Origin of the sequence: Georgfuchsia toluolica (assembly GCF_907163265.1) — a bacterium.
GTDB lineage: Bacteria > Pseudomonadota > Gammaproteobacteria > Burkholderiales > Rhodocyclaceae > Georgfuchsia > Georgfuchsia toluolica.
The window spans coordinates 3249766-3273219 of record NZ_CAJQUM010000001.1; the positions used below are offsets into that span (position 1 = coordinate 3249766).

Annotated in this window: 25 protein-coding genes; 13 read left to right on the plus strand and 12 right to left on the minus strand. The window is 59.6% G+C overall.

Features of this window, described 5'->3' with window-relative positions; all coding sequences use genetic code 11:
• Positions 1 to 8 precede the first annotated feature (8 nt).
• The 3 genes from K5E80_RS15365 to K5E80_RS15375 all read left to right on the plus strand — a co-directional run bounded on the left by K5E80_RS15365 (position 9) and on the right by K5E80_RS15375 (position 3334).
• Positions 9 to 1415, plus strand: a complete 1407-nt coding sequence (locus tag K5E80_RS15365) for a S41 family peptidase (protein ID WP_220636981.1) — start codon at positions 9 to 11, stop codon at positions 1413 to 1415.
• 24 nt (positions 1416 to 1439) lie between these two features.
• The gene (locus K5E80_RS15370) at positions 1440 to 2192 is read left to right on the plus strand and encodes a HesA/MoeB/ThiF family protein (RefSeq protein WP_220636982.1); all 753 of its coding nucleotides are present in this window, start codon (positions 1440 to 1442) and stop codon (positions 2190 to 2192) included.
• A 98-nt stretch (positions 2193 to 2290) separates the two neighbouring features.
• The gene (locus K5E80_RS15375) at positions 2291 to 3334 is read left to right on the plus strand and encodes an NAD(P)-dependent alcohol dehydrogenase (RefSeq protein ID WP_220636983.1); all 1044 of its coding nucleotides are present in this window, start codon (positions 2291 to 2293) and stop codon (positions 3332 to 3334) included.
• A gap of 5 nt (positions 3335 to 3339) precedes the next feature.
• Here K5E80_RS15375 and ribD read toward each other — a convergent pair whose 3' ends face one another.
• The 5 genes from ribD to pmbA all read right to left on the minus strand — a co-directional run bounded on the left by ribD (position 3340) and on the right by pmbA (position 9275).
• Entirely contained in the window at positions 3340 to 4431 is a 1092-nt protein-coding gene (ribD, locus tag K5E80_RS15380; protein ID WP_220637361.1) for a bifunctional diaminohydroxyphosphoribosylaminopyrimidine deaminase/5-amino-6-(5-phosphoribosylamino)uracil reductase RibD, read from the minus strand.
• Between the two features lie 84 nt (positions 4432 to 4515).
• Positions 4516 to 4989: a transcriptional regulator NrdR gene (gene nrdR / locus K5E80_RS15385; RefSeq protein ID WP_220636984.1), complete on the minus strand. Its 474-nt coding sequence runs from the start codon at positions 4987 to 4989 to the stop codon at positions 4516 to 4518.
• A gap of 103 nt (positions 4990 to 5092) precedes the next feature.
• Positions 5093 to 6337, minus strand: a complete 1245-nt coding sequence (glyA, locus tag K5E80_RS15390) for a serine hydroxymethyltransferase (protein ID WP_220636985.1) — start codon at positions 6335 to 6337, stop codon at positions 5093 to 5095.
• Between the two features lie 145 nt (positions 6338 to 6482).
• Complete coding sequence (locus K5E80_RS15395) at positions 6483 to 7766, minus strand: MFS transporter (protein WP_220636986.1); 1284 nt, start codon at positions 7764 to 7766, stop codon at positions 6483 to 6485.
• A gap of 168 nt (positions 7767 to 7934) precedes the next feature.
• Positions 7935 to 9275, minus strand: a complete 1341-nt coding sequence (gene pmbA / locus K5E80_RS15400) for a metalloprotease PmbA (RefSeq protein ID WP_220636987.1) — start codon at positions 9273 to 9275, stop codon at positions 7935 to 7937.
• Positions 9276 to 9313: 38 nt separating this feature from the next.
• Between pmbA and yjgA the strand changes: the two genes are divergently transcribed.
• The 10 genes from yjgA (at position 9314) to K5E80_RS15450 (ending at position 16263) form a co-directional block, all read left to right on the plus strand.
• Entirely contained in the window at positions 9314 to 9865 is a 552-nt protein-coding gene (gene yjgA, locus K5E80_RS15405; RefSeq protein ID WP_246591006.1) for a ribosome biogenesis factor YjgA, read from the plus strand.
• A gap of 71 nt (positions 9866 to 9936) precedes the next feature.
• Positions 9937 to 10527 (plus strand): molybdopterin adenylyltransferase, encoded by a 591-nt coding sequence (mog, locus tag K5E80_RS15410; protein ID WP_220636988.1) that lies wholly within the window; start codon positions 9937 to 9939, stop codon positions 10525 to 10527.
• Positions 10528 to 10604: 77 nt separating this feature from the next.
• Positions 10605 to 11351 (plus strand): SDR family NAD(P)-dependent oxidoreductase, encoded by a 747-nt coding sequence (locus K5E80_RS15415; protein ID WP_220636989.1) that lies wholly within the window; start codon positions 10605 to 10607, stop codon positions 11349 to 11351.
• A gap of 219 nt (positions 11352 to 11570) precedes the next feature.
• Positions 11571 to 11741: a hypothetical protein gene (locus K5E80_RS15420; RefSeq protein ID WP_220636990.1), complete on the plus strand. Its 171-nt coding sequence runs from the start codon at positions 11571 to 11573 to the stop codon at positions 11739 to 11741.
• A 46-nt stretch (positions 11742 to 11787) separates the two neighbouring features.
• The gene (locus K5E80_RS15425; RefSeq protein WP_220636991.1) at positions 11788 to 12033 is read left to right on the plus strand and encodes a hypothetical protein; all 246 of its coding nucleotides are present in this window, start codon (positions 11788 to 11790) and stop codon (positions 12031 to 12033) included.
• Between the two features lie 43 nt (positions 12034 to 12076).
• Positions 12077 to 13345 (plus strand): NRAMP family divalent metal transporter, encoded by a 1269-nt coding sequence (locus K5E80_RS15430; RefSeq protein ID WP_220636992.1) that lies wholly within the window; start codon positions 12077 to 12079, stop codon positions 13343 to 13345.
• A 14-nt stretch (positions 13346 to 13359) separates the two neighbouring features.
• Positions 13360 to 13533, plus strand: coding sequence for a hypothetical protein (locus tag K5E80_RS15435; RefSeq protein ID WP_220636993.1), 174 nt, complete (start codon positions 13360 to 13362; stop codon positions 13531 to 13533).
• 11 nt (positions 13534 to 13544) lie between these two features.
• Positions 13545 to 14792 (plus strand): magnesium transporter MgtE N-terminal domain-containing protein, encoded by a 1248-nt coding sequence (locus K5E80_RS15440; RefSeq protein WP_220636994.1) that lies wholly within the window; start codon positions 13545 to 13547, stop codon positions 14790 to 14792.
• Between the two features lie 195 nt (positions 14793 to 14987).
• Positions 14988 to 15662 carry an HNH endonuclease gene (locus K5E80_RS15445; protein WP_220636995.1) on the plus strand — a complete coding sequence of 225 codons (675 nt, stop codon included), beginning with the start codon at positions 14988 to 14990 and terminating at the stop codon, positions 15660 to 15662.
• Positions 15663 to 15756: 94 nt separating this feature from the next.
• Complete coding sequence (locus tag K5E80_RS15450) at positions 15757 to 16263, plus strand: flavin reductase family protein (protein WP_281420349.1); 507 nt, start codon at positions 15757 to 15759, stop codon at positions 16261 to 16263.
• Positions 16264 to 16469: 206 nt separating this feature from the next.
• Here the strand turns inward: K5E80_RS15450 and gpmI are convergent, their stop codons facing one another.
• The 7 genes from gpmI to K5E80_RS15485 all read right to left on the minus strand — a co-directional run bounded on the left by gpmI (position 16470) and on the right by K5E80_RS15485 (position 23451).
• Positions 16470 to 18110, minus strand: a complete 1641-nt coding sequence (gpmI, locus tag K5E80_RS15455; protein WP_220636997.1) for a 2,3-bisphosphoglycerate-independent phosphoglycerate mutase — start codon at positions 18108 to 18110, stop codon at positions 16470 to 16472.
• Between the two features lie 108 nt (positions 18111 to 18218).
• Positions 18219 to 18692, minus strand: a complete 474-nt coding sequence (locus tag K5E80_RS15460) for a copper chaperone PCu(A)C (RefSeq protein WP_220636998.1) — start codon at positions 18690 to 18692, stop codon at positions 18219 to 18221.
• A 61-nt stretch (positions 18693 to 18753) separates the two neighbouring features.
• Positions 18754 to 19626, minus strand: coding sequence for an AEC family transporter (locus K5E80_RS15465; protein WP_220636999.1), 873 nt, complete (start codon positions 19624 to 19626; stop codon positions 18754 to 18756).
• 170 nt (positions 19627 to 19796) lie between these two features.
• The gene (gene hslU / locus K5E80_RS15470; RefSeq protein WP_220637363.1) at positions 19797 to 21122 is read right to left on the minus strand and encodes an ATP-dependent protease ATPase subunit HslU; all 1326 of its coding nucleotides are present in this window, start codon (positions 21120 to 21122) and stop codon (positions 19797 to 19799) included.
• 94 nt (positions 21123 to 21216) lie between these two features.
• On the minus strand, positions 21217 to 21753 hold the full coding sequence (gene hslV, locus K5E80_RS15475) for an ATP-dependent protease subunit HslV (RefSeq protein ID WP_220637000.1): 537 nt from the start codon (positions 21751 to 21753) through the stop codon (positions 21217 to 21219).
• Positions 21754 to 21781: 28 nt separating this feature from the next.
• A complete protein-coding gene (locus tag K5E80_RS15480; protein ID WP_220637001.1) occupies positions 21782 to 22561 on the minus strand; it encodes a metal ABC transporter permease in 780 nt (259 codons plus the stop codon).
• Positions 22558 to 23451 carry a metal ABC transporter substrate-binding protein gene (locus K5E80_RS15485; protein ID WP_220637002.1) on the minus strand — a complete coding sequence of 298 codons (894 nt, stop codon included), beginning with the start codon at positions 23449 to 23451 and terminating at the stop codon, positions 22558 to 22560. The genes K5E80_RS15480 and K5E80_RS15485 overlap by 4 nt, the downstream gene beginning before the upstream one ends.
• Between the last annotated feature and the right edge of the window lie 3 nt (positions 23452 to 23454).

The following is a 23454-nucleotide window of genomic DNA, read 5'->3' on the forward strand; positions in this document are numbered from 1 at the left end:
GGCTCTCCATGCGCGGCAAGCTGCAAAAAATCGGATTTATCGGCATCGGCATCATCGCCGGCATTCTCATCAGCCTGAATTTCTCGGCCAACGCCGGCAAGGAAAGCGCGTCCGCCGCGCTACCGGTTGAAGAGCTGCGCAGCTTCGCCGATGTCTTCAATGCCATCAAACAGGGCTATGTCGAGCCGGTTGACGACAAGACGCTGATCAACCATGCCATCAGCGGCATGCTGTCCAACCTCGACCCGCACTCGGCCTACCTTGATGCCGATTCGTTCAAGGAGTTGCAGGTTTCGACGCAGGGCGAGTTCGGCGGTCTTGGTCTCGAAGTCGGCATGGAGGACGGTTTCGTCAAGGTGGTCTCGCCAATCGAGGATACCCCGGCCTGGCGCGCCGGAATCAAGGCCGGCGATCTGATCGTCAAGCTCGACGAGGCCCCGGTGAAAGGCATGACGCTTTCCGAGGCCGTGAAAAAAATGCGCGGCAAACCCAAGACCGACATCACGCTCACCATCCTCCGCAAGGGCGAAAACAAGCCCATCGTTGCGACACTGACGCGCGAGGTCATCAAGGTGCAAAGCATCAAGTCGAAGCTGATCGAACCAGGCTTCGGCTATGTGCGCATCACCCAGTTCCAGGAAGAAACCACAAGTGATCTGGTCAAGGCGCTTGACAAGCTGTACAAGGACAAGGAAAACAAGGGTGAGCCGCTACGCGGCCTGATGCTGGATCTGCGCAACGATCCGGGCGGCCTGCTGAATTCCGCCATCGGCGTATCCGCCGCCTTTCTGCCGGCTGACAGCCTGGTGGTCTCAACCGACGGCCGCACCGATGACGCCAAACGCAAATACACGGCGAGCGCGGATGACTACCTGCGCGGCCGCAGGGGCGATCCCCTCAAGCAACTGCCGGGTGGCGTGCGCGATGTGCCTATCATCGTGCTGATCAATGGCGGTTCGGCCTCGGCCTCGGAAATTGTTGCCGGTGCGCTGCAGGATCACAAGCGCGCGCTGATACTCGGGACCCAGAGCTTCGGCAAGGGTTCGGTGCAGACGGTGCTGCCGCTCTCCGCCAACACCGCCATCAAACTCACCACGGCGCGCTATTTCACGCCGAGCGGCCGTTCGATCCAGGCCAAGGGCATTACGCCGGACGTGATCGTCGAGGCGACGCCCAACGGCGGAGCGCACGAATGGTTGCGTGAAGCGGATCTTGAGCGCCATCTGGTCAATGACAAGGATCAATCCAGCGACAAGGAAGACGGCAGGCACCAGACGAAGAAGGCCAAACCGGCGAAGGGCAATCTCGATGAAGAAAATGCGTACAAGCCGATCGAGTTTGCGTCGAAGGATGACTACCAGATGAGCCAGGCGTTGAACCTGCTGAAAGCCTGGCAGATCATGCAGAAGAAGTGACGCGACAGACGGCGTTGTATTCCCATGATTGATGACCAGCTCCTGCGCTACAGCCGCCATATCCTGCTGCCGCAGATCGGCATTGAAGGCCAGGAGAAGCTGCTCGCGGCACGCGCGCTGATTATCGGCGCCGGCGGGCTCGGTTCCCCGGCTGCCCTCTACCTCGCCCCGGCCGGCATCGGTACGCTGGTGCTGGCGGACGGCGACACGGTCGATCTCACCAACCTGCAACGCCAGATTCTGCATCGCACCGAGGCGATCGGCATGGCCAAGGCTGCATCGGGGCAACGTACGCTCAACGCCATCAATCCGGAATGTCGTGTGATTGCGCTGCAGGAACGGCTGGAAGGCGACCGCCTTTTTGCCGAAGTCGCACTGGCTGACGTCGTACTCGATTGCAGCGACAACTTCGCCACCCGCCATGCGGTGAACCGCGCCTGTGTTGCCGCGAACAAGCCGCTGGTCTCCGGCGCCGCCATTCGCTTCGATGGACAGGTCGCCGTCTTCGACCCGCGCCTGCCCGATGCGCCTTGCTATCACTGCCTGTTCCCCGAAGGCGACAATGTCAATCTGGAACGCTGCGCCGTCACCGGCGTCTTCGCCCCGATTACGGGTATCGTCGGCGCGATGCAGGCGGCCGAAGCGCTGAAGCTGGTTGCCGGCTGCGGCAAATCGCTGGCGGGACGGCTGTTGTTGCTCGACGGCCTGGCAATGGAATGGCGCTCGATCAAGGTGCCGCGCGATCCGGACTGTACGGTGTGCAAACAGCGTCCCTGAGGCGTACCCAGTAAACAATGATGGCGCCTGCGGAGGCAAGTCCCGGAGATTGATCGCCGCCGCTGACCCTTGTCCTGTCCTTTCGGAGGAGACGCATCATGTTGCCTGCCAAAGCCTACGCCGCCTATGGCGCCACATCGCCTCTCGCCCCATTCGAGATCAATCGGCGCGAACCGGGCCCGCATGACGTCCTGTTCGACATTCTTTACTGCGGCATCTGCCATTCCGACATCCACTATGCACGCGGGCAGTTTTTCGGCCCGAAATACCCAGTGGTTCCGGGCCACGAGATCGTCGGCAAGGTGGCGCGGGTTGGCGGCGCCGTCACCCGGCACAAGGTGGGCGATATGGTCGGCGTCGGTTGCCTGGTCGATTCCTGCCGCACCTGTCCCGAGTGCCGCTCCAATCAGGAGCAGTTCTGCAACGACATGATCGGTACCTACGGCGGTGTCGAGAAAGGCGGCAACATGCAGACCTATGGCGGCTACTCGACGCGCATAACAGTCGATGAGAATTACGTGCTGAAGATTCCATCTCAACTCGATCCGGCCGCGGCCGCGCCCCTGCTCTGCGCCGGCATCACCACCTACTCGCCGCTGCGGCACTGGAAAGCCGGCAGGGGCAGCAAGGTGGGCGTCATCGGCCTGGGCGGGCTCGGCCACATGGCGGTCAAGCTGGCGGCGGCCATGGGCGCGGAAGTCACGATACTCAGCACCTCGGACAGCAAGAAGGCGGACACCAAACGCCTTGGCGCCAGCGACTTTGCCAATACCGAGGATGGGGCAAGCCTGGCGCGCCTGTCCGGACACTTCGACCTGATCCTCAACACCGTCTCGGCCAGGGTCGGTTACGATGCCTACATCAGCCTGCTCAAGCGCGACGGCACGCTGGTATTGCTCGGCCTTCCCGATGGCCCGGTGTCATTCAACGCCCTCGGCCTGCTGCGCAAGCGCAGGAACGTGGCCGCTTCGCTCATTGGCGGCATCCGCGAAACGCAGGAGATGCTGTACTTCTGCGCCGAGCACGGCATCGTATCCGACATCGAAACCATCCCGATCGACCAGGTCAACGCGGCCTACGAGCGCATCCTCAAGAGCGATGTGCGCTATCGCTTCATTATCGACATGGCGTCGCTGCTTTAGAAACGCTACGCTTGCTTGAGACGCGCGATCAGGCGCAGGTCCGGGCCGATCGCGCGCCGTTCGATGATTGTCAGTTCGCACTTTCCCGACAAATCGGTGAGTTCCGGCAGGTTGACCATGCCGCGCGCGTTGTCGCCGAGCAGCACCGGCGCCTGATAGATCAACAGTTCGTCGACGCAACCCTCGCGCAGCAGAGAGCCATTGAGCCTGGGACCGGCTTCGACCATGACTTCATTGATGTCGCGCCTGCCGAGTTCGGTCAACAGGGCAGACAGGTCGACCTTGCCCTGCGCATTCGGTAGCACCACGACCTGAACGCCGAGTTTTCCCAGTGCTGCAATCCTGGCCTTGTCTTCGCTTGCCGTGGCGATCAAAGCATTGCCACCCTCAAGAATCCGGGCACTCAATGGGGTTTCCAGCCTGCTATCGACGACGATACGCAAGGGCTGTCTCGTCGTTTCGATGTCGCGTACGGTGAGACGTGGATTGTCTTCACGTACCGTACCGATGCCGGTGAGCATGGCGCAGGACCGGGCGCGCCAGACATGCGCATCGCACCGCGCATCGGGGCCGGTGATCCATTGCGATATGCCATTGTTGAGGGCGGTCTTGCCGTCGATGCTGGCCGCGATCTTGACCCGGACCCAGGGCCGGCCGCGCGTCATGCGCGAAACAAAACCGATGTTGAGTTCGCGCGCCTCGGCCTCCATGAGACCGGCAGCGGTGGCGATGCCGGCCGCGCGCAATTTCTCGATACCCTGTCCGGCCACCAGCGGATTTGGATCCTGCATGGCGGCCACGACGCGAACAATGCCCGCAGCGATCAGGGCATCGGCGCAGGGTGGCGTGCGGCCGTGGTGGCTGCAGGGTTCGAGCGTGACATAGGCGGTGGCTCCCTGCGCCAGATTGCCTGCCATGCGCAAGGCATTCACTTCGGCATGCGCTTCGCCGGCACGCTCATGCCAGCCTTCGCCGACCACCTTGCCGTCGCGCACGATGACGCAGCCGACGCGCGGATTCGGCGTGGCGGTGTAGAGGCCGCGTTGCGCCAATCGCAGCGCAAGGGCCATGTGTTCGTGATCGGCAGTTAAAAACATATCAGCCACAGAGGACACAGAGATCACAGAGGAAAACCACTGACAGCATATCGTTTCTGTGTCCTCTGTGAACTCTGTGGCAGGTCAGGTTTTGGGTTTTGCGGTGCGCGGCTTCTTCACTTCGCGGATCGCGTCGGAGAATTCATTCACGTCCTCGAAGTTGCGATACACCGAGGCAAAGCGGATATAGGCGATCTTGTCGAGTCTCTTCAGCTCGCGCATCACCAGTTCGCCGACCCGATCTGTGGCGACCTCGCGTTCGCCCAGCGTCACCAGTTTTTCCTCAATATGATCGATGGCGGCTTCGACGCTCTCGGTTGTCACGGGACGCTTGCGCAGGGCCAGCATCATGCTGGCGTGCAGTTTCTCACGATCGTATTCGGTGCGGCTGCCATTCTTCTTGACCAGATGCGGCAGTTGCAACTCAACGCGCTCATAGGTAGTAAAGCGCTTGTCGCAGGCAGGGCAACGGCGGCGGCGGCGCACGGTATCGCCATCGTCGTTTTCGCGCGTATCGACGACCTGGGTGTTCGGGTCAGCGCAATAGGGGCATTTCACAGCGCGCTTCCTTCAATGCCTCGAAGAGACTGACTAGTCCCCTCCCCCGCGTGGCGGGGGAGGTTGGGAGGGGGTGCCCTCATGGACCGGACGGGGTATGGCGTTAGCCATACACCGGGAACTTCTTGCAGAGCACAGCGACCTTTTCCCGCACCGAGGCAAGCACGTGCTCGTCGTTTGGCGCATCGAGCACGTCGGCAATCAGGTTGGCCACCTGTTCCGCCTCGATCTCGGTGAAGCCGCGCGTAGTCATGGCCGGTGAGCCGATGCGGATACCGGAAGTGACGAAGGGTTTTTCCGGATCGTTCGGGATCGCGTTCTTGTTGACCGTGATGTGCGCCTTGCCCAGTGCGGCTTCGGCTTCCTTGCCGGTGATCTTCTTGGCGCGCAGGTCGACCAGAAACACATGCGACTCGGTACGGCCCGAAACTATACGCAAACCACGATTGATCAGTGCCTTGGCCATCACGATGGCATTCTCGACCACCTGTTCCTGATAGGCCTTGAATTCCGGCGCCAATGCTTCCTTGAAGGCGACCGCCTTGGCCGCGATCACGTGCATCAGCGGGCCGCCCTGCAGGCCGGGGAAGATGGCCGAATTGATGGCCTTCTCGTGCGCGGCCTTCATCAGGATGATGCCGCCGCGCGGACCGCGCAGCGTCTTGTGCGTCGTCGATGTGACCACGTCGGCGTGCGGCACCGGGTTGGGGTAGAAGCCCGCCGCGATCAAACCGGCGTAGTGGGCCATGTCCACCCAGAAAATCGCGCCGACTTCCTTGGCAATTTTGGCGAAGCGCGGGAAATCGATGCGCAACGCATAGGCCGAGGCGCCGGCGATGATGATCTTCGGCTTGTGCTCGCGCGCCAGCGCTTCCATTTTGTCGTAGTCGATTTCTTCCTTGGCGTTGAGGCCGTAGGCAACCACGTTGAACCATTTGCCCGACATGTTGAGCGCCATGCCGTGGGTGAGGTGGCCGCCTTCGGCGAGGCTCATGCCCATGATGGTGTCGCCCGGCTTGGCGAAGGCCATCAGCACGGCCTGGTTGGCCTGCGAGCCGGAATTCGCCTGCACGTTCGCGCAATCGGCGCCGAACAGTTTCTTCAACCGGTCGATGGCCAGTTGTTCGACCACATCGACATGTTCACAACCGCCGTAGTAGCGCTTGCCCGGGTAGCCCTCGGCATATTTGTTGGTGAGCTGCGAACCCTGGGCCTCAAGCACGGCACAGGACACGTAGTTCTCCGAGGCGATCAACTCGATGTGATCTTCCTGGCGACGGTTCTCGGCCTGGATCGCGGACCAGATTTCCGCATCGGTAATGACAAGGGAAGTTTTCTTGGCGAACATTGTTTCTCCGGAAAGAATGTTTCGGTGAAGGCTTGCCCGCGCAGCGGGTTATGCCGAAACCAAAACATGGCGGGAAGCGGTTGGGGAAAGGAAACGACAAGTTTACCATGCGGCCTCAAGCTTCTCTGCCGCTCTGCCCCAGGTTCTAGCTATTCGCCAGGGCCAGTTGGCCGTTCCTTTCCTTGCCAACCAGCAACAACGCCATGAGGGACAGTAGCGCGGCAGCGGACAGGTAGTAGCCGACAAAGCCAAGGTCATAATTCCGGGCCAGCCACATGGCGATATAGGGTGCGAGCGATGCCCCCAATATGCCGGCGAAATTGAATGTCAGCGATGTCCCCGTATAGCGCAGCTCGGTGGGAAACAGTTCGGAAAGAACGGTGCCGAGCGGACCATAGGTCATTCCCATCAGGCCCATGCCAAGCGACAGGAACACGGTGACGAGCCCCATGTTCCCGGAACCGAACATGGGGGCGAGCAGAAAGCCGAACAGGGCAATCGCAGCGGAAACCACGATCAGCAGGGGCCGGCCGCCGTACTTGTCCGCCAATTTGGCCGAGAGCGGAATCGTCAGGCCGAAGAACAGCACGGAAAACAATTGCATCAACAAAAAGTCCGTTCGCGGAATCTTCAGCGCCGTGGTCGCCCAGCTCTGCGAGAAAACCGTCATCAGGTAGAACACGACGAAAGTGGATGTCGCCATCAGCGTTCCCATGACCAGTATCCCGAAATGATGGCGAAATACCGACAGGATCGGCACCTTGACGCGCTGGTTGTTTTCCAGCGTTTTCTGGAACGCCGGAGTTTCGGTGAGTTTCAGGCGCACATAAAGTCCCACGATCACCAGTACTGCGCTGGCCAGAAAGGGAATGCGCCAGCCAAAACTCAGGAACTGATCGTTGGAAAGGAACTCGCTCAACAGCAGGAAAATGCCGCCCGAAAGCAGGAAGCCGATCGGGGCGCCCAGTTGCGGAAACATGCCGAACCAGGCCCGCTTTCCCGGCGGCGCATTTTCGACCGCGAGCAGCACCGCGCCGCCCCATTCGCCGCCCAGGCCGAGGCCCTGGCCAAAGCGGCACAATGCCAATAACAGCGGAGCGGCGGTGCCAATGGCGGCATAAGTCGGCAACAGGCCGATGACGACGGTGGAGATGCCCATGGTCAGCAATGCCGCGACCAGCGTTGCCTTGCGGCCGATGCGATCGCCGAAATGACCGAACAGGGCCGAACCGACGGGACGTGCGAAGAAGGCAATGGCGAAGGTCGCCAGGGATTGCATCATCGCCGCGGCCGGATCCGACGCGGGAAAAAACAGCATCGGGAAAACCAGCACCGCGGCATTGGCATAGGTATAGAAATCGAAGAACTCGATCGCGCTGCCAATCATGCTGGCGAACAGGATGCGGTTGACGGGGTTAGGATTCTTCATATGCCTAGTTTGCTGCTTGCGAATTGATAGAACCACCACATGGAAAGAACCCGTCATTCCCGCGAAGGCGGGAATCCAGAGGTATTAACGCGCAAAACCCATGGATCCCCGCCTTCGCGGGGATGACGAATATTTGACAGTTGGTATAAGAATTTACAAAGCACCATACTAACTTCCCGCTACCGTCATGCGCTCGATCAATATCGAGCCGACCTGCTTCGCGCCGCGCGCCAGTACGTCGTTGCCGACCGCTGTGATGCCGCGCAGCATGTCTTTCAAGTTGCCGGCGATGGTGATCTCATGCACCGGGTAGGCGATCTCGCCGTTTTCCACCCAGTAGCCGGCGGCACCGCGCGAGTAGTCGCCGGTCACGTAATTCACGCCCTGGCCGAGCAGTTCGGTGACCAGCAGCCCCGTGCCCATCTGTTTGAGCAAGCCCCTGAAATCGTGCGGCCCCGATTTGACGATCAGGTTGTGGCTGCCGCCGGCGTTGCCGGTGGTGGCCATGCCCAGCTTGCGCGCCGTGTAGGTCGAGAGAAAATAGCCTTGCAGCACACCGTCTTTTACCACGCTGCGGTCGTGCGTTGCCACGCCATCGTCATCGAAAGGGGTGGAGCCCAGCGCACCTTTTAACAGTGGCCGTTCGTCGATCTGCATGAAATCGGGAAATATCTGCCGGCCCAGGCTGTCCAGCAGGAATGAAGACTTGCGATACAGTGAGCCCCCGCTCACCGCATAGACAAAATTGCCGATCAGGGTCGGCGCCAGCGGCGCCTCGAACAACACCGGCACCTGGCGCGTCTTGATTTTGCGCGCCTTGAGCCGCGCCAGCGCGCGGCGCGCGGCATAGTCGCCGATCGCTTCCGGCGCCGCCAGATCGGCGGCGCGCCGCTGTGTGGAATACCAGTCGTCGCGCTGCATGTCGTTGCCCTTGCCGGCGATGACGGCGCAGGCGATGTAGTGCCGCGAAGAGGGATAACCGCCCATGAAGCCGAGGCTGTTGGCGGAAATGAAGTGCGAGTGCTGCACCGAGACTGTCGCTCCTTCGGAATTCTTCACCAGCGGGCTGACATCGAAGGCGGCCTGCTCGCAGCGGCGCGCGATGTCGATGGCCTCTTCCACCGGCAATTGCCAGGGGTGATACAGATCGAGGTCGGGAATCTTCTTTGCCAGCAAGGCTTCATCCGGCAAACCCGCGCACGGGTCTGCCGCGGTAAAGCGGGCGATGGAAAGCGCCGCATCGACGGCGGCACGCAAGGCGGCAGCGGAAAAATCAGAGGTGCTGGCATGGCCGAGCCGCTGGCCGACATAGACCGTGACCCCAACGCCCTTGTCGCGGTTGTACTCGATGGTGTCGACGGCTTGCCTGCGTACCGTGACGGACTGGCCGAAGCCTTCCGACACATCGACTTCGCAGCCGGTCGCGCCGGAATTCGCGGCATACTGCAATACGTCGCGCGCCAGTTCGCGCAAGCTTTCGGGGGTATAGCTGAAATCGTTGCCGGCCATTTAAGGGTACGCGTAAGCACAAAGATATAATTCTACTCGTGGACACCCAACCGATTCCCGAAGAAGACGACCCCGAGTTCGATCGCCCGAGCAAATCGCAAAAGAAGCGCGACATGGACGCCCTGCAGGACATGGGCGTTGAACTGGCGGCGCTGTCCCCGGAGCGGCTGAACCGGATCGAGATGCCGGACGCTCTGCGCGCTGCCTTGCGCGATGCGCAGCGCATCACCCAGAACGGCGCCAAGAAACGGCAACGGCAATACATCGGCAAGCTGATGCGCGATGTCGACGTTGGGCCCATCAAGGCCGCGCTCGATGAGGTCAAAGGGATTTCCGCCGCCGCCAAGGCCGAACAGCACAGACTCGAACGCCTGCGCGCGCAGTTGATGGAAAGCGAAGAAGTGCTCGGCGACATCGCGCGCCAGCATCCGGGCGCCGATCTCCAGCATCTGCGCCAGTTGCGCCGCAATGCGTTGAAGGAACAGCAACTCGGCAAGCCGCCGCGTGCCTATCGCGAGCTTTTCAGGTTACTTAGGGAACTTCAAAGTCAAGCCACAGAGGACACAGAGTTCACAGAGGAAAACCCGTGACAGATTTTCTCTGTGTGCTGCGTGAACTCTGTCCCACAGGGATTTCCTCTGGTCATGGCTAAAGGATTTTTATGAACGATGAACTGATAATCGGCCTGGTCTCCATCTCCGATCGCGCCTCGGGCGGCGTCTATGAGGACAAGGGCATTCCGGCCCTGGAGGAATGGCTGGTTGCCGCGCTGCTCTCGCCGTGGCGCATCGAAACGCGGCTGATCCCCGACGAGCAGGCGGTGATTGAAAAAACGCTGATCGAGCTCTGCGATAGCGTCGGTTGCCATCTGGTGCTCACCACCGGCGGCACCGGCCCCGCATTGCGCGACGTGACGCCCGAAGCGACGCTGGCGGTAGGGCACAAGGTGATGCCGGGCTTCGGCGAACAGATGCGGCAAATCTCGCTGCACTTCGTTCCGACTGCCATCCTCTCACGACAGACGGCGGTGATTCGCGGCAAGGCGCTGATCCTCAATCTGCCGGGGCAACCCAAATCGATCAAGGAAACGCTGGAAGGCGTCAAGGATGCCGGCGGCAAGCAGCTCGTACCCGGCATCTTCGCCGCCGTACCCTATTGCATCGACCTCATCGGCGGACCATACATCGAAACCGATGAAACGGTGGTCAAGGCCTTCCGGCCCAAGTCGGCAATGCGCCCGAAAGCCGAATAAAGCCGGATCACAATGGATTCTGTCTTTTTGCGCTGCCATCGATGATGACGAATGCTTCTAGCGGGAAGGAAACCGGGATGATCGTATTTCTCACTGGGGCATCGGCCGGGTTCGGCACCGCGATTGCCCGCAGCTTCGTCAAAGGCGGACATCGGGTCGTCGCCACCGCGCGCCGCAAAGATCGCCTGATGGCGCTTGGCAGTGAACTCGGCGATGCACTTTTGCCGCTCGAACTTGACGTACGCGACCGCGCGGCCGTGGCGGCAATAGCGGATCTGCTGCCGGCCGAGTTCGCCGCCGTTGATGTGCTCATCAATAATGCGGGTCTCGCGCTGGGGCAGGAACCCGCGCACTGCGCGCAACTGGATGACTGGCAGACCATGATCGAGACCAACTGTCTCGGGCTGGCGCAGGTCACGCGAGCGTTGTTGCCGGGCTTTGTCGAACGCAATCGCGGGCATATATTCAATCTCGGTTCGACGGCGGGCCGCTGGCCTTACCCCGGTTCCAATGTATATGGCGCGACCAAGGCTTTTGTCCGTCAGTTCAGTTTGAATCTGCGCGCGGACCTGGCTGGCACCGCCATCCGTGTGACTGACGTCGAGCCCGGACTTTGCGGCGGCACCGAATTCTCCGATGTGCGCTTCCACGGCAACCGCGAAAAGGCCGCCAGGGTATACGAGGGTGTGCAGCCGTTAACTGAGGAAGACATCGCCGAGACCATTTATTGGATAGCGACCCGACCGCAACATATCAACATCAATGTGATCGAACTGATGCCTGTCGCCCAGTCCTTTGCCGGACTTTCGGTTTCCCGCGACTAGGCGCCGCATTCCCCTCGCCCCTTGGGCCGCGCCGCGCTTGACTCTGAAAAAGAAAAGTCTGAGAATCCGCCCGTCTTATTTTCCCAGGGAAGCATCTTGGACAGTTGCCCTAGTAGCTTGAACCGCGTCAGCTAAATCAGCGAAACTCGCCGGCATTGTCCTTGACTCCCGCCGCCGTCTCGCTGATTCAGCGGGACGGTGCGCCAGCAGCAAATCTTCTTGACCCGCATCGATGCGGGTTGCTCTGAGCACCTCCTCACGGTTGTTGGTAGCCCGTCGTGCTTTACCGACTCGCCGCCGCATTGCTGCGGCCCGATGTTCGGCTTGATGCCTGAGTCCGCTCCGGCATCGGTACGGCATTTCAATCAACGTATTGCCGGTTCGCTGTGAACTGCACGTTACGGAAGTCGCATTTCCGTAACGAAAGAGACTCAGAATGGAAATCCTCAAGCTTGAAAAAAACCAACCCTCATCCGACATGAAGTCGATAAACCTGTTGCGGAGCGCAGGCCCGCTGTCGGCAAGGTGCGCAAGGATCGGTCCAGGGTGGGGTTTGGCCTCAACGCCGGGCAGAGCATCACGCAACAACGGCGGCCCCGGCTTTTTCATCGCCAACCCGGCCTACAATGCCGACCGTGGCCCGGTTCGCATCATCGGCAGACGCCTGCATCTGGAATATTGATTATGCAAAATATTCATAACACCCCTCTGGCATTGGTATCTCGATGAACTTATTTTCCAAGCTCTATTACCGGTTCCGCAAGTCATGGAAAGCCATTCAGCTTTATCTGGTCATTGCCGGTCCGGGATTGGTCGTGATGGTCGCCGACAACGATGCCGGCGGGATTACCACCTACGCCGCTACTGGCGCAAAGTACGGCTACAACCTGATCTGGTTCCTGCTGATCCTGATCCCCGTCGCCTATTACGTCCAGGAAATGACGGTGCGCCTCGGCGCAGTCACCAAGCGCGGCCACGCCGAGGCGATTTTCGACGGCTTTGGCGCCTTCTGGGGCTGGTTTTCCCTGATCGACCTGATGATCGTCGACTGGCTGACGCTGGTCACCGAATTTATCGGCATGACCTCGGCCTTGAACATCTTTGGCGTGCCGCCCTGGCTGACGGTGGCGGGTGTCGTCGGCTTGATGGGCATGATCGTCCTGAACGGCCGCTACTGGACCTGGGAAAAGATTGCGCTGCTGTTCTGCGCCCTGAACCTCATCTACATCCCGGGTGCCTTCATGGTTCACCCCTCGGTTTCGGACATCCTCAAGGATGGCCTGATCCCGAATTTCCCGGGCGGCTTCAACGGCGAGTTGTTTTTCTTCCTGATGGCCAATATCGGTACCACCATCGCACCCTGGATGCTTTTCTTCCAGCAAAGCGCCGTCGTCGATAAAGGCATGCTGGAGAAGGATATCCCCTGGGGCAGGTTCGATACCTTGTTAGGTTCAGTATTGACCGTGGTAGTCGCCATTTTCATTATTGTCGTTACCGGCACTGTCTTGAAGGGCATTGACATCGACAGCGCCTCCCAAGCGGCCGAACAATTGAAACTGACCAATCATTATGTCGGCGAATTCATGGCCATCGGCCTGTTCGATGCCGGCCTGCTCGGCGCCATCTGCATTTCGCTGGCGAGTTCCTGGGCCTTCGGCGAGATTTTTGGCTGGGCGCATTCCTTGAACCAGAAGATCAAGCAGGCGCCGTGGTTCTATGCCAGCTATTTCTTCACCCTGATTACCGCGGGACTGGTGGTGCTGATTCCGAAGGCGCCGCTGGTGCTGATCACGCTGTTCGTTCAAGTGGTGGCCGTTACCTTGCTGCCCGCCGCATTGGTGTTCCTGATCCTGTTGCTGAACGACAAGAAGCACATGGGCGAGTATTGCAACAGCCTGACCGAAAACCTGATCGGCGGCTTTATCGTCATCGCCATCGTGATTTTGTCTACGCTGTATGGTGTCAGCGTCATGTTCCCCACCATGTTCCAGTGAGCCGAGGATAGAAAATGACATCGAGCATTTACCGCCTGGTCAGAAAGATCCGGGAAATCAACCATCGCTACAGCAAGCCGCATATCGAGATGTCGCGCGGCGTCCGGATTTCGCTGATGGCGCTGCGGATTTACCTGCTGCTTCTGGTGAGCCTGATCGTGTACAAATTCGTCCTGATCCTGAGCTGAGGAATAGCGCCATGGCCGTCGTACTGGAGCACAAATTCTTCCTCAGCGAAATCATCGGCCGCAAGGTCTACCTGAAATCCGAGCGGGTGGGCCGGCTGGATGACATGCTGATCGTCGAAACGGGAAAGCTGCCCGAGGTCAGCCATTTCGTCGTCGATCGCCCCTACGGCTATCCAGCCCTGCTGCTGCCGTGGGACAAGCTGACCCTGATTTCAAATACCGAAATCGTATTCGACGTGACCGACGCGATCGAATATGAGCGCGCCCCGGCCGAGGGATCCATCCTGCTGCGCTCGCATATCCTGGACAAGAAGATCCTCGACATGGACGATCACGAAGTCGAGGTCGTCTACGACATCAGTCTCGTCTTTCAAAGCGGCAAGCTCTATGTCAGTGAAGTCGATTTCAGCCGGCAGCGATTACTGCGCCGAATGGGCCTGAGGAAGCTATCCAACTGGATTTCCGAACAGCGGGAAGGCAAAACCGTTTCCTGGCTGTATGTTCAACCGTTGCCAGAGCATATCGGCACCTTCAAGGGGCACGTCAAGCTCAGCGTACTCAAGGAAAATATCAGCGATATCCATCCGGTCGATCTGGCGGATATTCTGGAGGAATTGGAGGGCGATCAGCGGCTGGCCGTATTCAAGGAACTCGAACCGGAGCATGCAGCGGATACCCTGGAGGAAGTCGAGCCAAGGGTACAGCGGGAACTTATTCGCGCCATAGAAAAACGCGATGCGGCGCAGTTGATCAGCGCCATGGGGCCGGTGCAAGCCGCGGATGTTCTGGCGGCCTTGCCAACAGTAGAAGCTGACGAGTTGCTGCAGATGCTGGACAAGGACGTTGCCGCCAAGATTCAGCGCATCATCGACCATCATGACGAGAATATTTTGCTGTTCTCGACGCAGCAATTCATGAAAATGCTGGAGCGCACCCAGGTCAAGGAAGTCATGACGAACTTTCGGGAAGTGGCCCGGGACATGGAGGTCATCATGTACGCCTACGTCACCGATGAGCATGAAACCCTGAAAGGCGTTGTCGACCTGCGCGAACTGATCGCCGCCGAGCCTGACCAGACCCTGGGGGAAATCATGACCGACCATGTCATCAGCCTGAATCCGGAAAGCACTCTGCGCGATGCCGTCGACATGTTCGCCCGCTACGACTTCCGCGCCATTCCCATCGTGGATGAACAGGAAAAACTGCTGGCGGTGGTTTCTCTCCGGGATATCCGCGGCATCAAGCCGCGGCTGGATTAATGGGCGTTTTCAGCGCAAGCTAAAGATCAGAAGGCTAACCCGGCTGGTCCGGTCCGTATGGTTGTTGATTGATCAGAAGACTGAAATGGGATAATCTTATCGTCATTCAATACCCTAGGGGCATTTCTACCGTGTCCGTATTATTGGTAATAACTCGGACGTTTCTGTGTTTGAATGACTGCTAGTACTCATTAAATGATCTACACAATAAATGTTGTTGATATCGAGAAGGCCTTACTAAGCCTAGATGGCGAGGCCAAGGCGAAAGATATTCAGGACTACATATTGGTTACACATTGTTCTGGAGTTATCCCGGACAACTACCAAAACGAAAGGTCTTTCCGGCAGACGATTCAGAGAAAGATTGAAGACTATTGTCCTCAAGCCGAGGGCTACGATCCATCAAAGAAGGAAGGGAAATTTCTTCGAATTGGCTACGGCATATACAGAATTGCAACCGGCTACTTGGAACTTGAGTTCCCAGCAATTGAGGAAGTATCGGAACCCGAAAAGTACGTCGAGGGTGCTACGAAGAAAATTGCTGTTAACTACTACGAGCGGAATCAAAAGGCGAGAAAGAAGTGCATAGACCATTACGATTCGAAATGCACTGTCTGCAATTTTGATTTTGAAAAAACCTACGGTGAAATTGGCAAAGCGTTTATCCACGTTCATCACGTATTGCCGCTTTCTAAAGTTGGGGAATCCTACGTCGTCGACCCAATCAATGATCTTCGCCCGGTTTGCGCGAATTGCCATGCCATGATTCATAGGGTCAGTCCCGCACTTTCCATTGAGCAGTTACGCAGAGCGCTAACCACTCATTCTGCCGGTTTTGTGCATAAAACTGCACAGGAGCGCTCACCCTGAGCGTTGCTCGCCTTAACGTCGAATGTGCAAGCTTGGCACGACTAGCGGAGGTGCTCTCATGCGTCGATTGAAACTGGGCAAGGCTTTTACCCTGATGGAATCAGGGCCTGTGGTCCTCGTCACAACCCATGATGGGAAAAGAGGCAACATCATGACCATCTCCTGGACCATGGTGATGGATTTCACTCCGGTATTTGCCATCACCACGGGGGAATGGAATTACTCCTTCGCGGCGTTGCGAAAGCATCGGGAGTGCGTCATTGCCATTCCCACCGTCGACCTGCTGGACAAGGTGGTGGGCATCGGGACGTGCTCGGGGGCCGACACGGACAAGTTTGCCAGATTCAAGCTCACGCCGCTGCCGGCCAGGCTGGTGAGGCCGTCCTTGATCAAGGAATGTCTCGCCAATATCGAGTGCAAGGTCATCGACATCGTCACAAAGCACAACATCGTTGTGTTGCAAGCGGTTGCCGCATACATCGATAGCGCGCGCAAGGAGCAGCGCACGGTTCACGCCGTCGGCGACGGAACGTTCATCGTCGATGGACGCAAGATCGACCGCAGGAAAATGATGGCCTCCAAGCTGCCCTCTGGCGTTTAGCGTTTATCCTAAAAACCTCAATTCAAGCCACAGATGTCACAGAGGACACAGAGAACCTGAGGGTTTTAGACGATCGCCGCGCTCACCCTCCGGGTGAGGTCACCCGCTTATGCAAGGCATTGACTTTCCTCTGTGATCTCTGTGTGCTCTGTGGCTAACTGCTTTTCCCAGGTTTATTACAACAGCGCTCCGCCAGCACGCCGGGCTTACTTGATCACGAGCAGGCTTTCATCCCATTTGGCATGTTTCTCAAGGCCGAGAAGATTTGCCGTTGTCGCCGCGATGTTGGACAAACCGGCCTTGTCGGTTTGCTTCAGGCCGAGCTTGCCGCCCGTGGCATTGTCGTAAAGGATCAGCGGCACCGGGTTCAGCGTATGCGCCGTCTTGGCCTTGAACGAACCATCCTGGTTCTGTGCCGGCAGTTTGGTTTTCTTGTCCAGTTCATACATCTCGTCGGCGTTGCCGTGGTCGGCCGTGATCAGCGCCACGCCGCCCAATGCGTCGATCACCGGCAGGATTCGCGCCAGCGACAGATCAACCGCTTCGATGGCCATCGTGGCAGCGCGGAAGTTGCCGGTGTGGCCGACCATGTCGCCGTTGGCGAAGTTGCAGCGCAGCGTCCTGTACTTGCCGCTCTTTAATGCCTCGATCATGGCATCGGCAATTTCGGCGGCCTTCATCCAGGGGCGCTGTTCGAACGGAACGACGTCGCTCGGCACTTCCTGATAGGTTTCACCTGCCAGCTTGCCGGAACGGTTGCCGTTCCAGAAGTAGGTCACGTGACCGAATTTCTGTGTTTCGGAGCAGGCAAACTGCGTGATGCCGGCTCTGGAAAACCACTCGCCCGAGGTATCCTGGATCGCCGGCGGCGCGACCAGAAAGCGCCGCGGCAGCTTGAGGTCGCCGTCGTATTGCAACATGCCGGCGTAGATCACTTGCGGCACCCGAACGCGGTCGAATTTGTCGAAGTTCGCTTCTTCGAATGCGCGCGTGATTTCAATGGCGCGGTCGCCGCGGAAGTTGTAGAAGACGACGGAATCGCCATCCTCGATCGTCCCGACCGGCTTGCCGTCCCTGACAATCACGAAGGGCGGCAGATCCTGGTCGATGGTGCCGGGGAATTTGACGCGCAATTCCTTGACTGCAGCCACTGCGCTGGCGAACTGGTCGCCCTCGCCCAGAACGTGCGTGCGCCATCCCCTGGCGACCATGTTCCAGTTGGCTTCGTAGCGGTCCATGGTGATGGTCATGCGGCCGCCACCCGAGGCGATCTGCGCGTCGAACACGCCGCCATTCGTTTCAGCCAGAAAAGCCTCGAACGGTTCGACATAATCGAGCGCGCTGGTTTCCGGCACGTCGCGGCCGTCGAGCAGGGCGTGGATGCGAACCGTTTTGATGCCTTCTTCCCTGGCGCGAACGATCATGGCCTTCAGATGGTCGAGATGGCTATGCACGTTGCCATCGGAAAACAGACCGATGAAGTGAATCGTCCCGCACCCGGCCTTCGCTCCCGCCACGACCTGGCGCCAGGCTTCGCCCTGCCAGATGGCGCCGGAGGCGATGGCGTCGGCCACCAGCGCCGCGCCCTGGCTGTAAATCTGGCCGGCGCCGATGGCGTTGTGGCCGACTTCGGAGTTGCCCATGTCATCGTCGGAGGGCATGCCGACCGCGGTGCCGTGGGCGCGCAAAGTGATGTTCGGGTAATGGGCGAAAAGCCGGTCGAGCGTCGGCTTGCGCGCCGCCGCGATGGCGCTGCCCGCGTCGGATTTGGGGATGCCGTAGCCATCCATGATGATGGTGACCACCGGGCCGCTGATGCCGGCAAAAGAGGCAAACTTGTTCAACATGATGCATTCCTGATTATGATTAACAGATAGGCATTGCGCTGCCCGATCCGCGAGTATTGCCGCCGCCGGAAGCGAAGTCAATCAGCAGGAAACAGCCCGCCGGTTTCGTCAATGCATGTGCATGTGGTCGTGAGACTCTGCAGCGGGAGGCTCGGCCAGATCATGGACTTCCGCGTTGACGGCCACCGCCTCGGTTTTCTTGTGGGCATTCTCGATCCTGAGCGTGATGGGCACCGTGTCGCCCGGCTTCAGCTGCCGTTTCAGGCCCATCAGCATGATGTGGTAGCCGCCGGGCTTGAGGCTTACGGTCGCGCCGGCGGGCAGGGCCAGCCGCGGCGCAGCGCGCATTTTCATCACGCCGCCTTCGAGCCGCATCTCATGCACTTCGGCATCCTCGGCCAGCGGCGTACTGGCGCCGAGCAGCGTCGCACCGCCCTTGCTGGTGAGTTCCATGTAGGCGGCGCTCATCGTTTGCGCCGGCACCGTGCCACGCACCCAGGCGGACTTTATTTCGATATCGGCAGCATTTGCCGCCATTGACGCAAACAGGGCGGTCAATAATATGAGTTTAAAATTTTTCATTTTTACCCCACAGGCAATTGCAAACGTGTAGACGCAGCATGCGCTCAATCCTAAGTGCATCCTAAAGAATCATCACCAGCGCGATCGGCACGAAAACGATGGCCGCCAGATTACCGATCAGCACGATCGAGGCCATTTTGTCCGCATCGCGGCCATAGTGCTCGGCGAGGATATAGTTGATCACCGCTGGCGGCATCGCTCCATAGAGCAGCAGCAATTGCGCCTGACGCGCTTCCAGTGCGAGCAATCGTCCCGCGCACCAGGTGATCGCCATGCCTGCAACCGGCCGTGCAATTGCCGCCACCAGGCCGATGCGCCAGTGCTTCATGGCGCCGTCGGTCAGCCTGACGCCGAGGCCGAACAGGGCGAGCGGAATCGAGATGTCGCCCAGCATGCGCACCGATGTTTGCAACGGCGGCCATATCGTGATGTTGAATGCACCGGCAACGAAGCCGGCCGCAGCGGTCAGTATGACCGGGTTGCGCCACAGATTGCCGATTCTTGCCTGATGATCGAGCAACCAGACGCCGAGCGAGAAGTGCAGCGCCATCGTCACGACGAAGAGCAGAATGGACAGCGGCAGGATGTCGTTGCCGAAGGTCAGCATCGCCAGCGGCACACAGAGATTGATGCTGTTGTTGAACATCAGCGGCAGGGCCAGCGTCGGCAGCCGGGCATGCGTCAGGCGCGCCAGAAACCCCGCAACAACGCCGCAGCCCAGCACCATGACCACCACGGCCAGCGCCAGCGATCCGTAGGTGGCGAAATCGTAGGAACGGGTCGACAGCCCGGCAAATATCAGCGCCGGGGTAAATATGTGCATGTTGAGCCGGTTTGCCACCGTCATGTCCGAGGCGTGCTTGCGGCCGTAAAAATAGCCGAGCGCGACCAGCGCGAAGACGGGGAACAGGATCGAGATTATTTTAAAAATCATAAGACATTAAAGCATCAGCCATGACCGAAGGAAATCCCCGTGGGACAGAGGACACAGAGGACACAGAGAAAGTCAAAATCATGCCAAAGGAAATATATGACATAGCTATGGTTGTGTTGTGCTTTTCTCTGTGAACTCTGTGTCCTCTGTGGCTAAAAAGATTTAGATTTTTACAAAACGTAGCGCGACAGATCCTCGTTGTCGGCAAGATCTGACAGGCGCTCATTCACATACGCGGCATCGATGACATGGGTTTCGGCGCCGTGGCGGCCGGCGTTGAAGGAGATTTCCTCGAGCAGCTTTTCCATCACGGTATGCAGCCGCCGCGCGCCGATGTTCTCGGTCTTTTCGTTGACCTGGAAGGCGATCTCGGCCATGCGCCGGATGCCGTCGTCGGTAAAGCTGACCCTGGTGTCCTCGGTTGCCAGCAAGGCTTCATACTGACGCGTGAGACAGGCATCGGTCTGGGTCAGGATGCAGCGAAAGTCTTCCACCGAGAGCGAATCGAGTTCGACGCGAATCGGGAAACGCCCCTGCAGTTCGGGGATCAGGTCCGACGGCTTCGACAGATGAAATGCGCCGCTGGCGATGAACAGGACGTGGTCGGTCTTGATCATGCCGTACTTGGTGGACACGGTGGTTCCCTCCACCAATGGCAGCAGGTCGCGCTGCACGCCCTGGCGCGAGACATCGGCGCCGTGCATCTCCGAGCGCGAGGCGATCTTGTCGATCTCGTCGAGGAAGACGATGCCGTTCTGCTCGACGTTCTTCAGCGCCTGGGCCTTTACTTCGTCGTCGTTGATCATGCGTGCCGCTTCTTCATCGGCGAGCGCCTTCAGCGCATCGGCAATTTTCATCTTGCGCGTGCGGCGGCGGCCCGAGCCCATGTTCTGAAACATGCCCTGAATCTGCTGGGTCAAATCTTCCATACCGGGCGGGGCGAGAATTTCCATCTGTGCCGATGGCGAGGCGACCTCGATCTCGATTTCCTTGTCGTTGAGCTCGCCCTCGCGCAGTTTCTTGCGGAATTTCTGCCGCGTCGCCGAATCCTCGCTGGACGCCGGTTCGCTGCCGCTGCGCGCCGATGGCAGCAGCGTATCCAGCACGCGATCCTCGGCGGCATCCATGGCGCGGTTATGCACGCCGCGCATCGCCTGCTCGCGCGCATCCTTGATCGCGGTCTCGGCGAGATCGCGGATGATGGTATCGACATCGCGGCCGACATAGCCAACCTCGGTGAACTTGCTCGCCTCGACCTTGACGAAGGGCGCGTTGGCCAGCCGCGCCAGGCGCCGCGCGATCTCGGTCTTGCCGACGCCGGTCGGTCCGATCATCAGGATATTCTTCGGTGTGATCTCGGTGCGCAGCGGCTCCGCCACCTGGGCGCGGCGCCAGCGATTGCGCAATGCGATCGCCACGGCACGCTTGGCGCGCCCCTGGCCGACGATGTTCTTGTCCAGTTCGGAAACGATTTCCGCTGGAGTCATTTGCGACATTATTTGGGACATGTTGGGAACCCGTATTGAATTGAATTATCGCCCGATGCCCGGACAGGCAAGTTGCACATACTGTTCGCCTACCGGTTCCGCATCAATCCAGTGTTTCGATGATGTGGTTCTGGTTGGTATAGATGCAAATGTCGCCGGCGATGGCGAGCGATTTCTTTACGATATCGGTCGCCGCAAGATCGGTGTTTTCGAGCAGGGCGCGCGCGGCGGATTGCGCGTAGGGACCGCCGCTGCCGATGGCGACGATGCCGAGTTCCGGCTCCAGCACATCGCCGTTGCCAGTAATCACCAGCGAGCTTTCGCGGTCGGCCACGGCGAGCATGGCTTCGAGCCGGCGCAGCATGCGGTCGGTGCGCCAGTCCTTGGCCAGTTCGACCGCCGAGCGCACCAGATTGCCCTGATGCTTTTCCAGCTTGGCCTCGAAGCGCTCGAACAGGGTGAAGGCGTCGGCGGTGCCACCGGCGAAGCCGGCCAGAATCTTGTCGTTGTACAAGGTGCGAACCTTGCGCGCGCTGGCCTTGATGACGATGTTGCCCAGCGTGACCTGGCCGTCGCCGCCGAGCGCGACCTGAGTGCCGCGCCGCACGGAAAGGATGGTGGTGCCGTGGTATTGCTCCATGTTTGCTGCTCCTGATCGAAGCGGCAGTTTACCGGCGAATTTGAGTCAGGGGGCGCGCTCTTAACCCAACGCACGCCAAACCGCACAAAACGCAGGCAATCGCCGCGCCAGACGGCAGATCCCACCAGGCCGAGGCGGCAAGTCCGACGCCGTAGCCCACAGCGCCGATGGCATAGGCAAAGCCCAGTCCGCGCCATCCTGCTTGATTGCGGCTAGCCAGCGCCGGCGCAATCAGGCTGGTGAAGACCAGAAACACGCCGACCAGTTGCACCGAGAGCGTCACCGTTAAGGCGAACAGCAGATAAAAGCCGCCATCGCCGAAACGCTGGCGCAATGTGAACCAGGCCACGACCACGATGATGGCTGCGTAAATCGCCGCCGGCAACGCGAGCTGCGACCAGCTCACCCAGAGAATCTGCCCGGCCAGCATGTCCTTGAGGTGCTCGCCGCCATGCGGATTGTGCGCCAGCAGCAGGATGCCGGCTGACGCGGCAAAGACGAAGAGCAGGCCGATCAGTGCTTCCTGGATTTCCGGCCAGCGCTTGCCGCTCCATGTCAGTAGCATGGCGCCGAGGCAGGCCGCAGCGGCCGCGGTAAGCTGGGTTGCCGCATCGGTACCGGTTTCGCTATGGCTCCATTCGAGCAGTTGCGCCAGCATCACGCCGAGCCCGGCGACTTGCGCAATCGCCAGGTCGATGAAAATGATGCCGCGCTTTAATACTTCGCGCCCAAGAGGTACATGAGTAGCCAGCACCAACAGTCCCGCCACGAATGGCGCTGCCAACAGGTTCCAGTCGAAGGCGTTCATTTGACCGCCTTCAGCAGTTGCGCCACGGTGTCGTCGAAGAGGCCGAATAAATCCTTGGCCCGGTCGCTGCCACCAACCGTGAAGGGCAGCGCCACCGCCGGCAGGTGCGCATGTTCGCTGAACCACTCGGTCGGGCGCGGTGAGTTCCACGCCGCGCGAATCGCCATACGCGGCTTCCTGGTTTCCACATCCGCCACGACCTGGCTAAGGTAAGACACCGAGGGCTCAACGCCGGGTTTCGGCTCCAGCGTGCCGACCTCGACGATGCCCAGCCAGTCATAGAGATAAGGGAAAGCCTTGTGCTGCGTCACCACATGCATGCCGCGTAACGGCGTTGCGCTGGCTTCCCACTTTGCGATGGCAGCTTTCCAGCGCTCGGCGAAACTCTTGAAATTGGCCTGGTATTCAGCCGCATTGGCAGCATCGAGCTGCGCCATGCGCCCTGCAAGCGCTTCGCCGACTTTAAGGAAATTGCGCGGATCGGTCTGAATGTGCGGATTGCCGCCGGCATGTACGTCGCCATCGGCACGATCGAGCCGCGTTGGCACCTCGAGCATATGCACATAGCGTGCCGCTTCGAAATTACCCGGTTGCCCTGGCTGCACATGCGGATTGCCTGAATCGCGCAGCACCACCGGCAACCAGCCCACTTCCAGCTCGGCGCCGGTGGCTGCGATCAGGTCGGCATTGCGCGCCCGCGCGATCAGCGATGGCTTGGCTTCGACGTGATGCGGGTCCTGCAAGCCCCCTGTTGCGGTAAATACATCGACATGCTTGCCGCCAATTTCTTTCGCCAGCGCGCCCCACTCGGGAACCGTGGCGAACACCTTGAGATCGGCATGCGCCGCAAGCGAGAGCAGACTGAGTAACACGAAAAAAAGTCGTTTCATTTT

Bases quoted from the DNA above. Each gene is read 5' to 3' on its own strand.
- K5E80_RS15365 (WP_220636981.1), top strand. From the start codon at position 9: ATGCGCGGCAAGCTGCAAAAAATCGGATTTATCGGCATCGGCATCATC.
- K5E80_RS15370 (WP_220636982.1), top strand. From the start codon at position 1,440: ATGATTGATGACCAGCTCCTGCGCTACAGCCGCCATATCCTGCTGCCG.
- K5E80_RS15375 (WP_220636983.1), top strand. From the start codon at position 2,291: ATGTTGCCTGCCAAAGCCTACGCCGCCTATGGCGCCACATCGCCTCTC.
- ribD (WP_220637361.1), bottom strand. From the start codon at position 4,431: ATGTTTTTAACTGCCGATCACGAACACATGGCCCTTGCGCTGCGATTG.
- glyA (WP_220636985.1), bottom strand. From the start codon at position 6,337: ATGTTCGCCAAGAAAACTTCCCTTGTCATTACCGATGCGGAAATCTGG.
- K5E80_RS15395 (WP_220636986.1), bottom strand. From the start codon at position 7,766: ATGAAGAATCCTAACCCCGTCAACCGCATCCTGTTCGCCAGCATGATT.
- pmbA (WP_220636987.1), bottom strand. From the start codon at position 9,275: ATGGCCGGCAACGATTTCAGCTATACCCCCGAAAGCTTGCGCGAACTG.
- mog (WP_220636988.1), top strand. From the start codon at position 9,937: ATGAACGATGAACTGATAATCGGCCTGGTCTCCATCTCCGATCGCGCC.
- K5E80_RS15415 (WP_220636989.1), top strand. From the start codon at position 10,605: ATGATCGTATTTCTCACTGGGGCATCGGCCGGGTTCGGCACCGCGATT.
- K5E80_RS15425 (WP_220636991.1), top strand. From the start codon at position 11,788: ATGGAAATCCTCAAGCTTGAAAAAAACCAACCCTCATCCGACATGAAG.
- K5E80_RS15430 (WP_220636992.1), top strand. From the start codon at position 12,077: ATGAACTTATTTTCCAAGCTCTATTACCGGTTCCGCAAGTCATGGAAA.
- K5E80_RS15435 (WP_220636993.1), top strand. From the start codon at position 13,360: ATGACATCGAGCATTTACCGCCTGGTCAGAAAGATCCGGGAAATCAAC.
- K5E80_RS15440 (WP_220636994.1), top strand. From the start codon at position 13,545: ATGGCCGTCGTACTGGAGCACAAATTCTTCCTCAGCGAAATCATCGGC.
- K5E80_RS15445 (WP_220636995.1), top strand. From the start codon at position 14,988: ATGATCTACACAATAAATGTTGTTGATATCGAGAAGGCCTTACTAAGC.
- K5E80_RS15450 (WP_281420349.1), top strand. From the start codon at position 15,757: ATGGAATCAGGGCCTGTGGTCCTCGTCACAACCCATGATGGGAAAAGA.
- gpmI (WP_220636997.1), bottom strand. From the start codon at position 18,110: ATGTTGAACAAGTTTGCCTCTTTTGCCGGCATCAGCGGCCCGGTGGTC.
- K5E80_RS15460 (WP_220636998.1), bottom strand. From the start codon at position 18,692: ATGAAAAATTTTAAACTCATATTATTGACCGCCCTGTTTGCGTCAATG.
- K5E80_RS15465 (WP_220636999.1), bottom strand. From the start codon at position 19,626: ATGATTTTTAAAATAATCTCGATCCTGTTCCCCGTCTTCGCGCTGGTC.
- hslU (WP_220637363.1), bottom strand. From the start codon at position 21,122: ATGTCGCAAATGACTCCAGCGGAAATCGTTTCCGAACTGGACAAGAAC.
- hslV (WP_220637000.1), bottom strand. From the start codon at position 21,753: ATGGAGCAATACCACGGCACCACCATCCTTTCCGTGCGGCGCGGCACT.
- K5E80_RS15480 (WP_220637001.1), bottom strand. From the start codon at position 22,561: ATGAACGCCTTCGACTGGAACCTGTTGGCAGCGCCATTCGTGGCGGGA.
- K5E80_RS15485 (WP_220637002.1), bottom strand. From the start codon at position 23,451: ATGAAACGACTTTTTTTCGTGTTACTCAGTCTGCTCTCGCTTGCGGCG.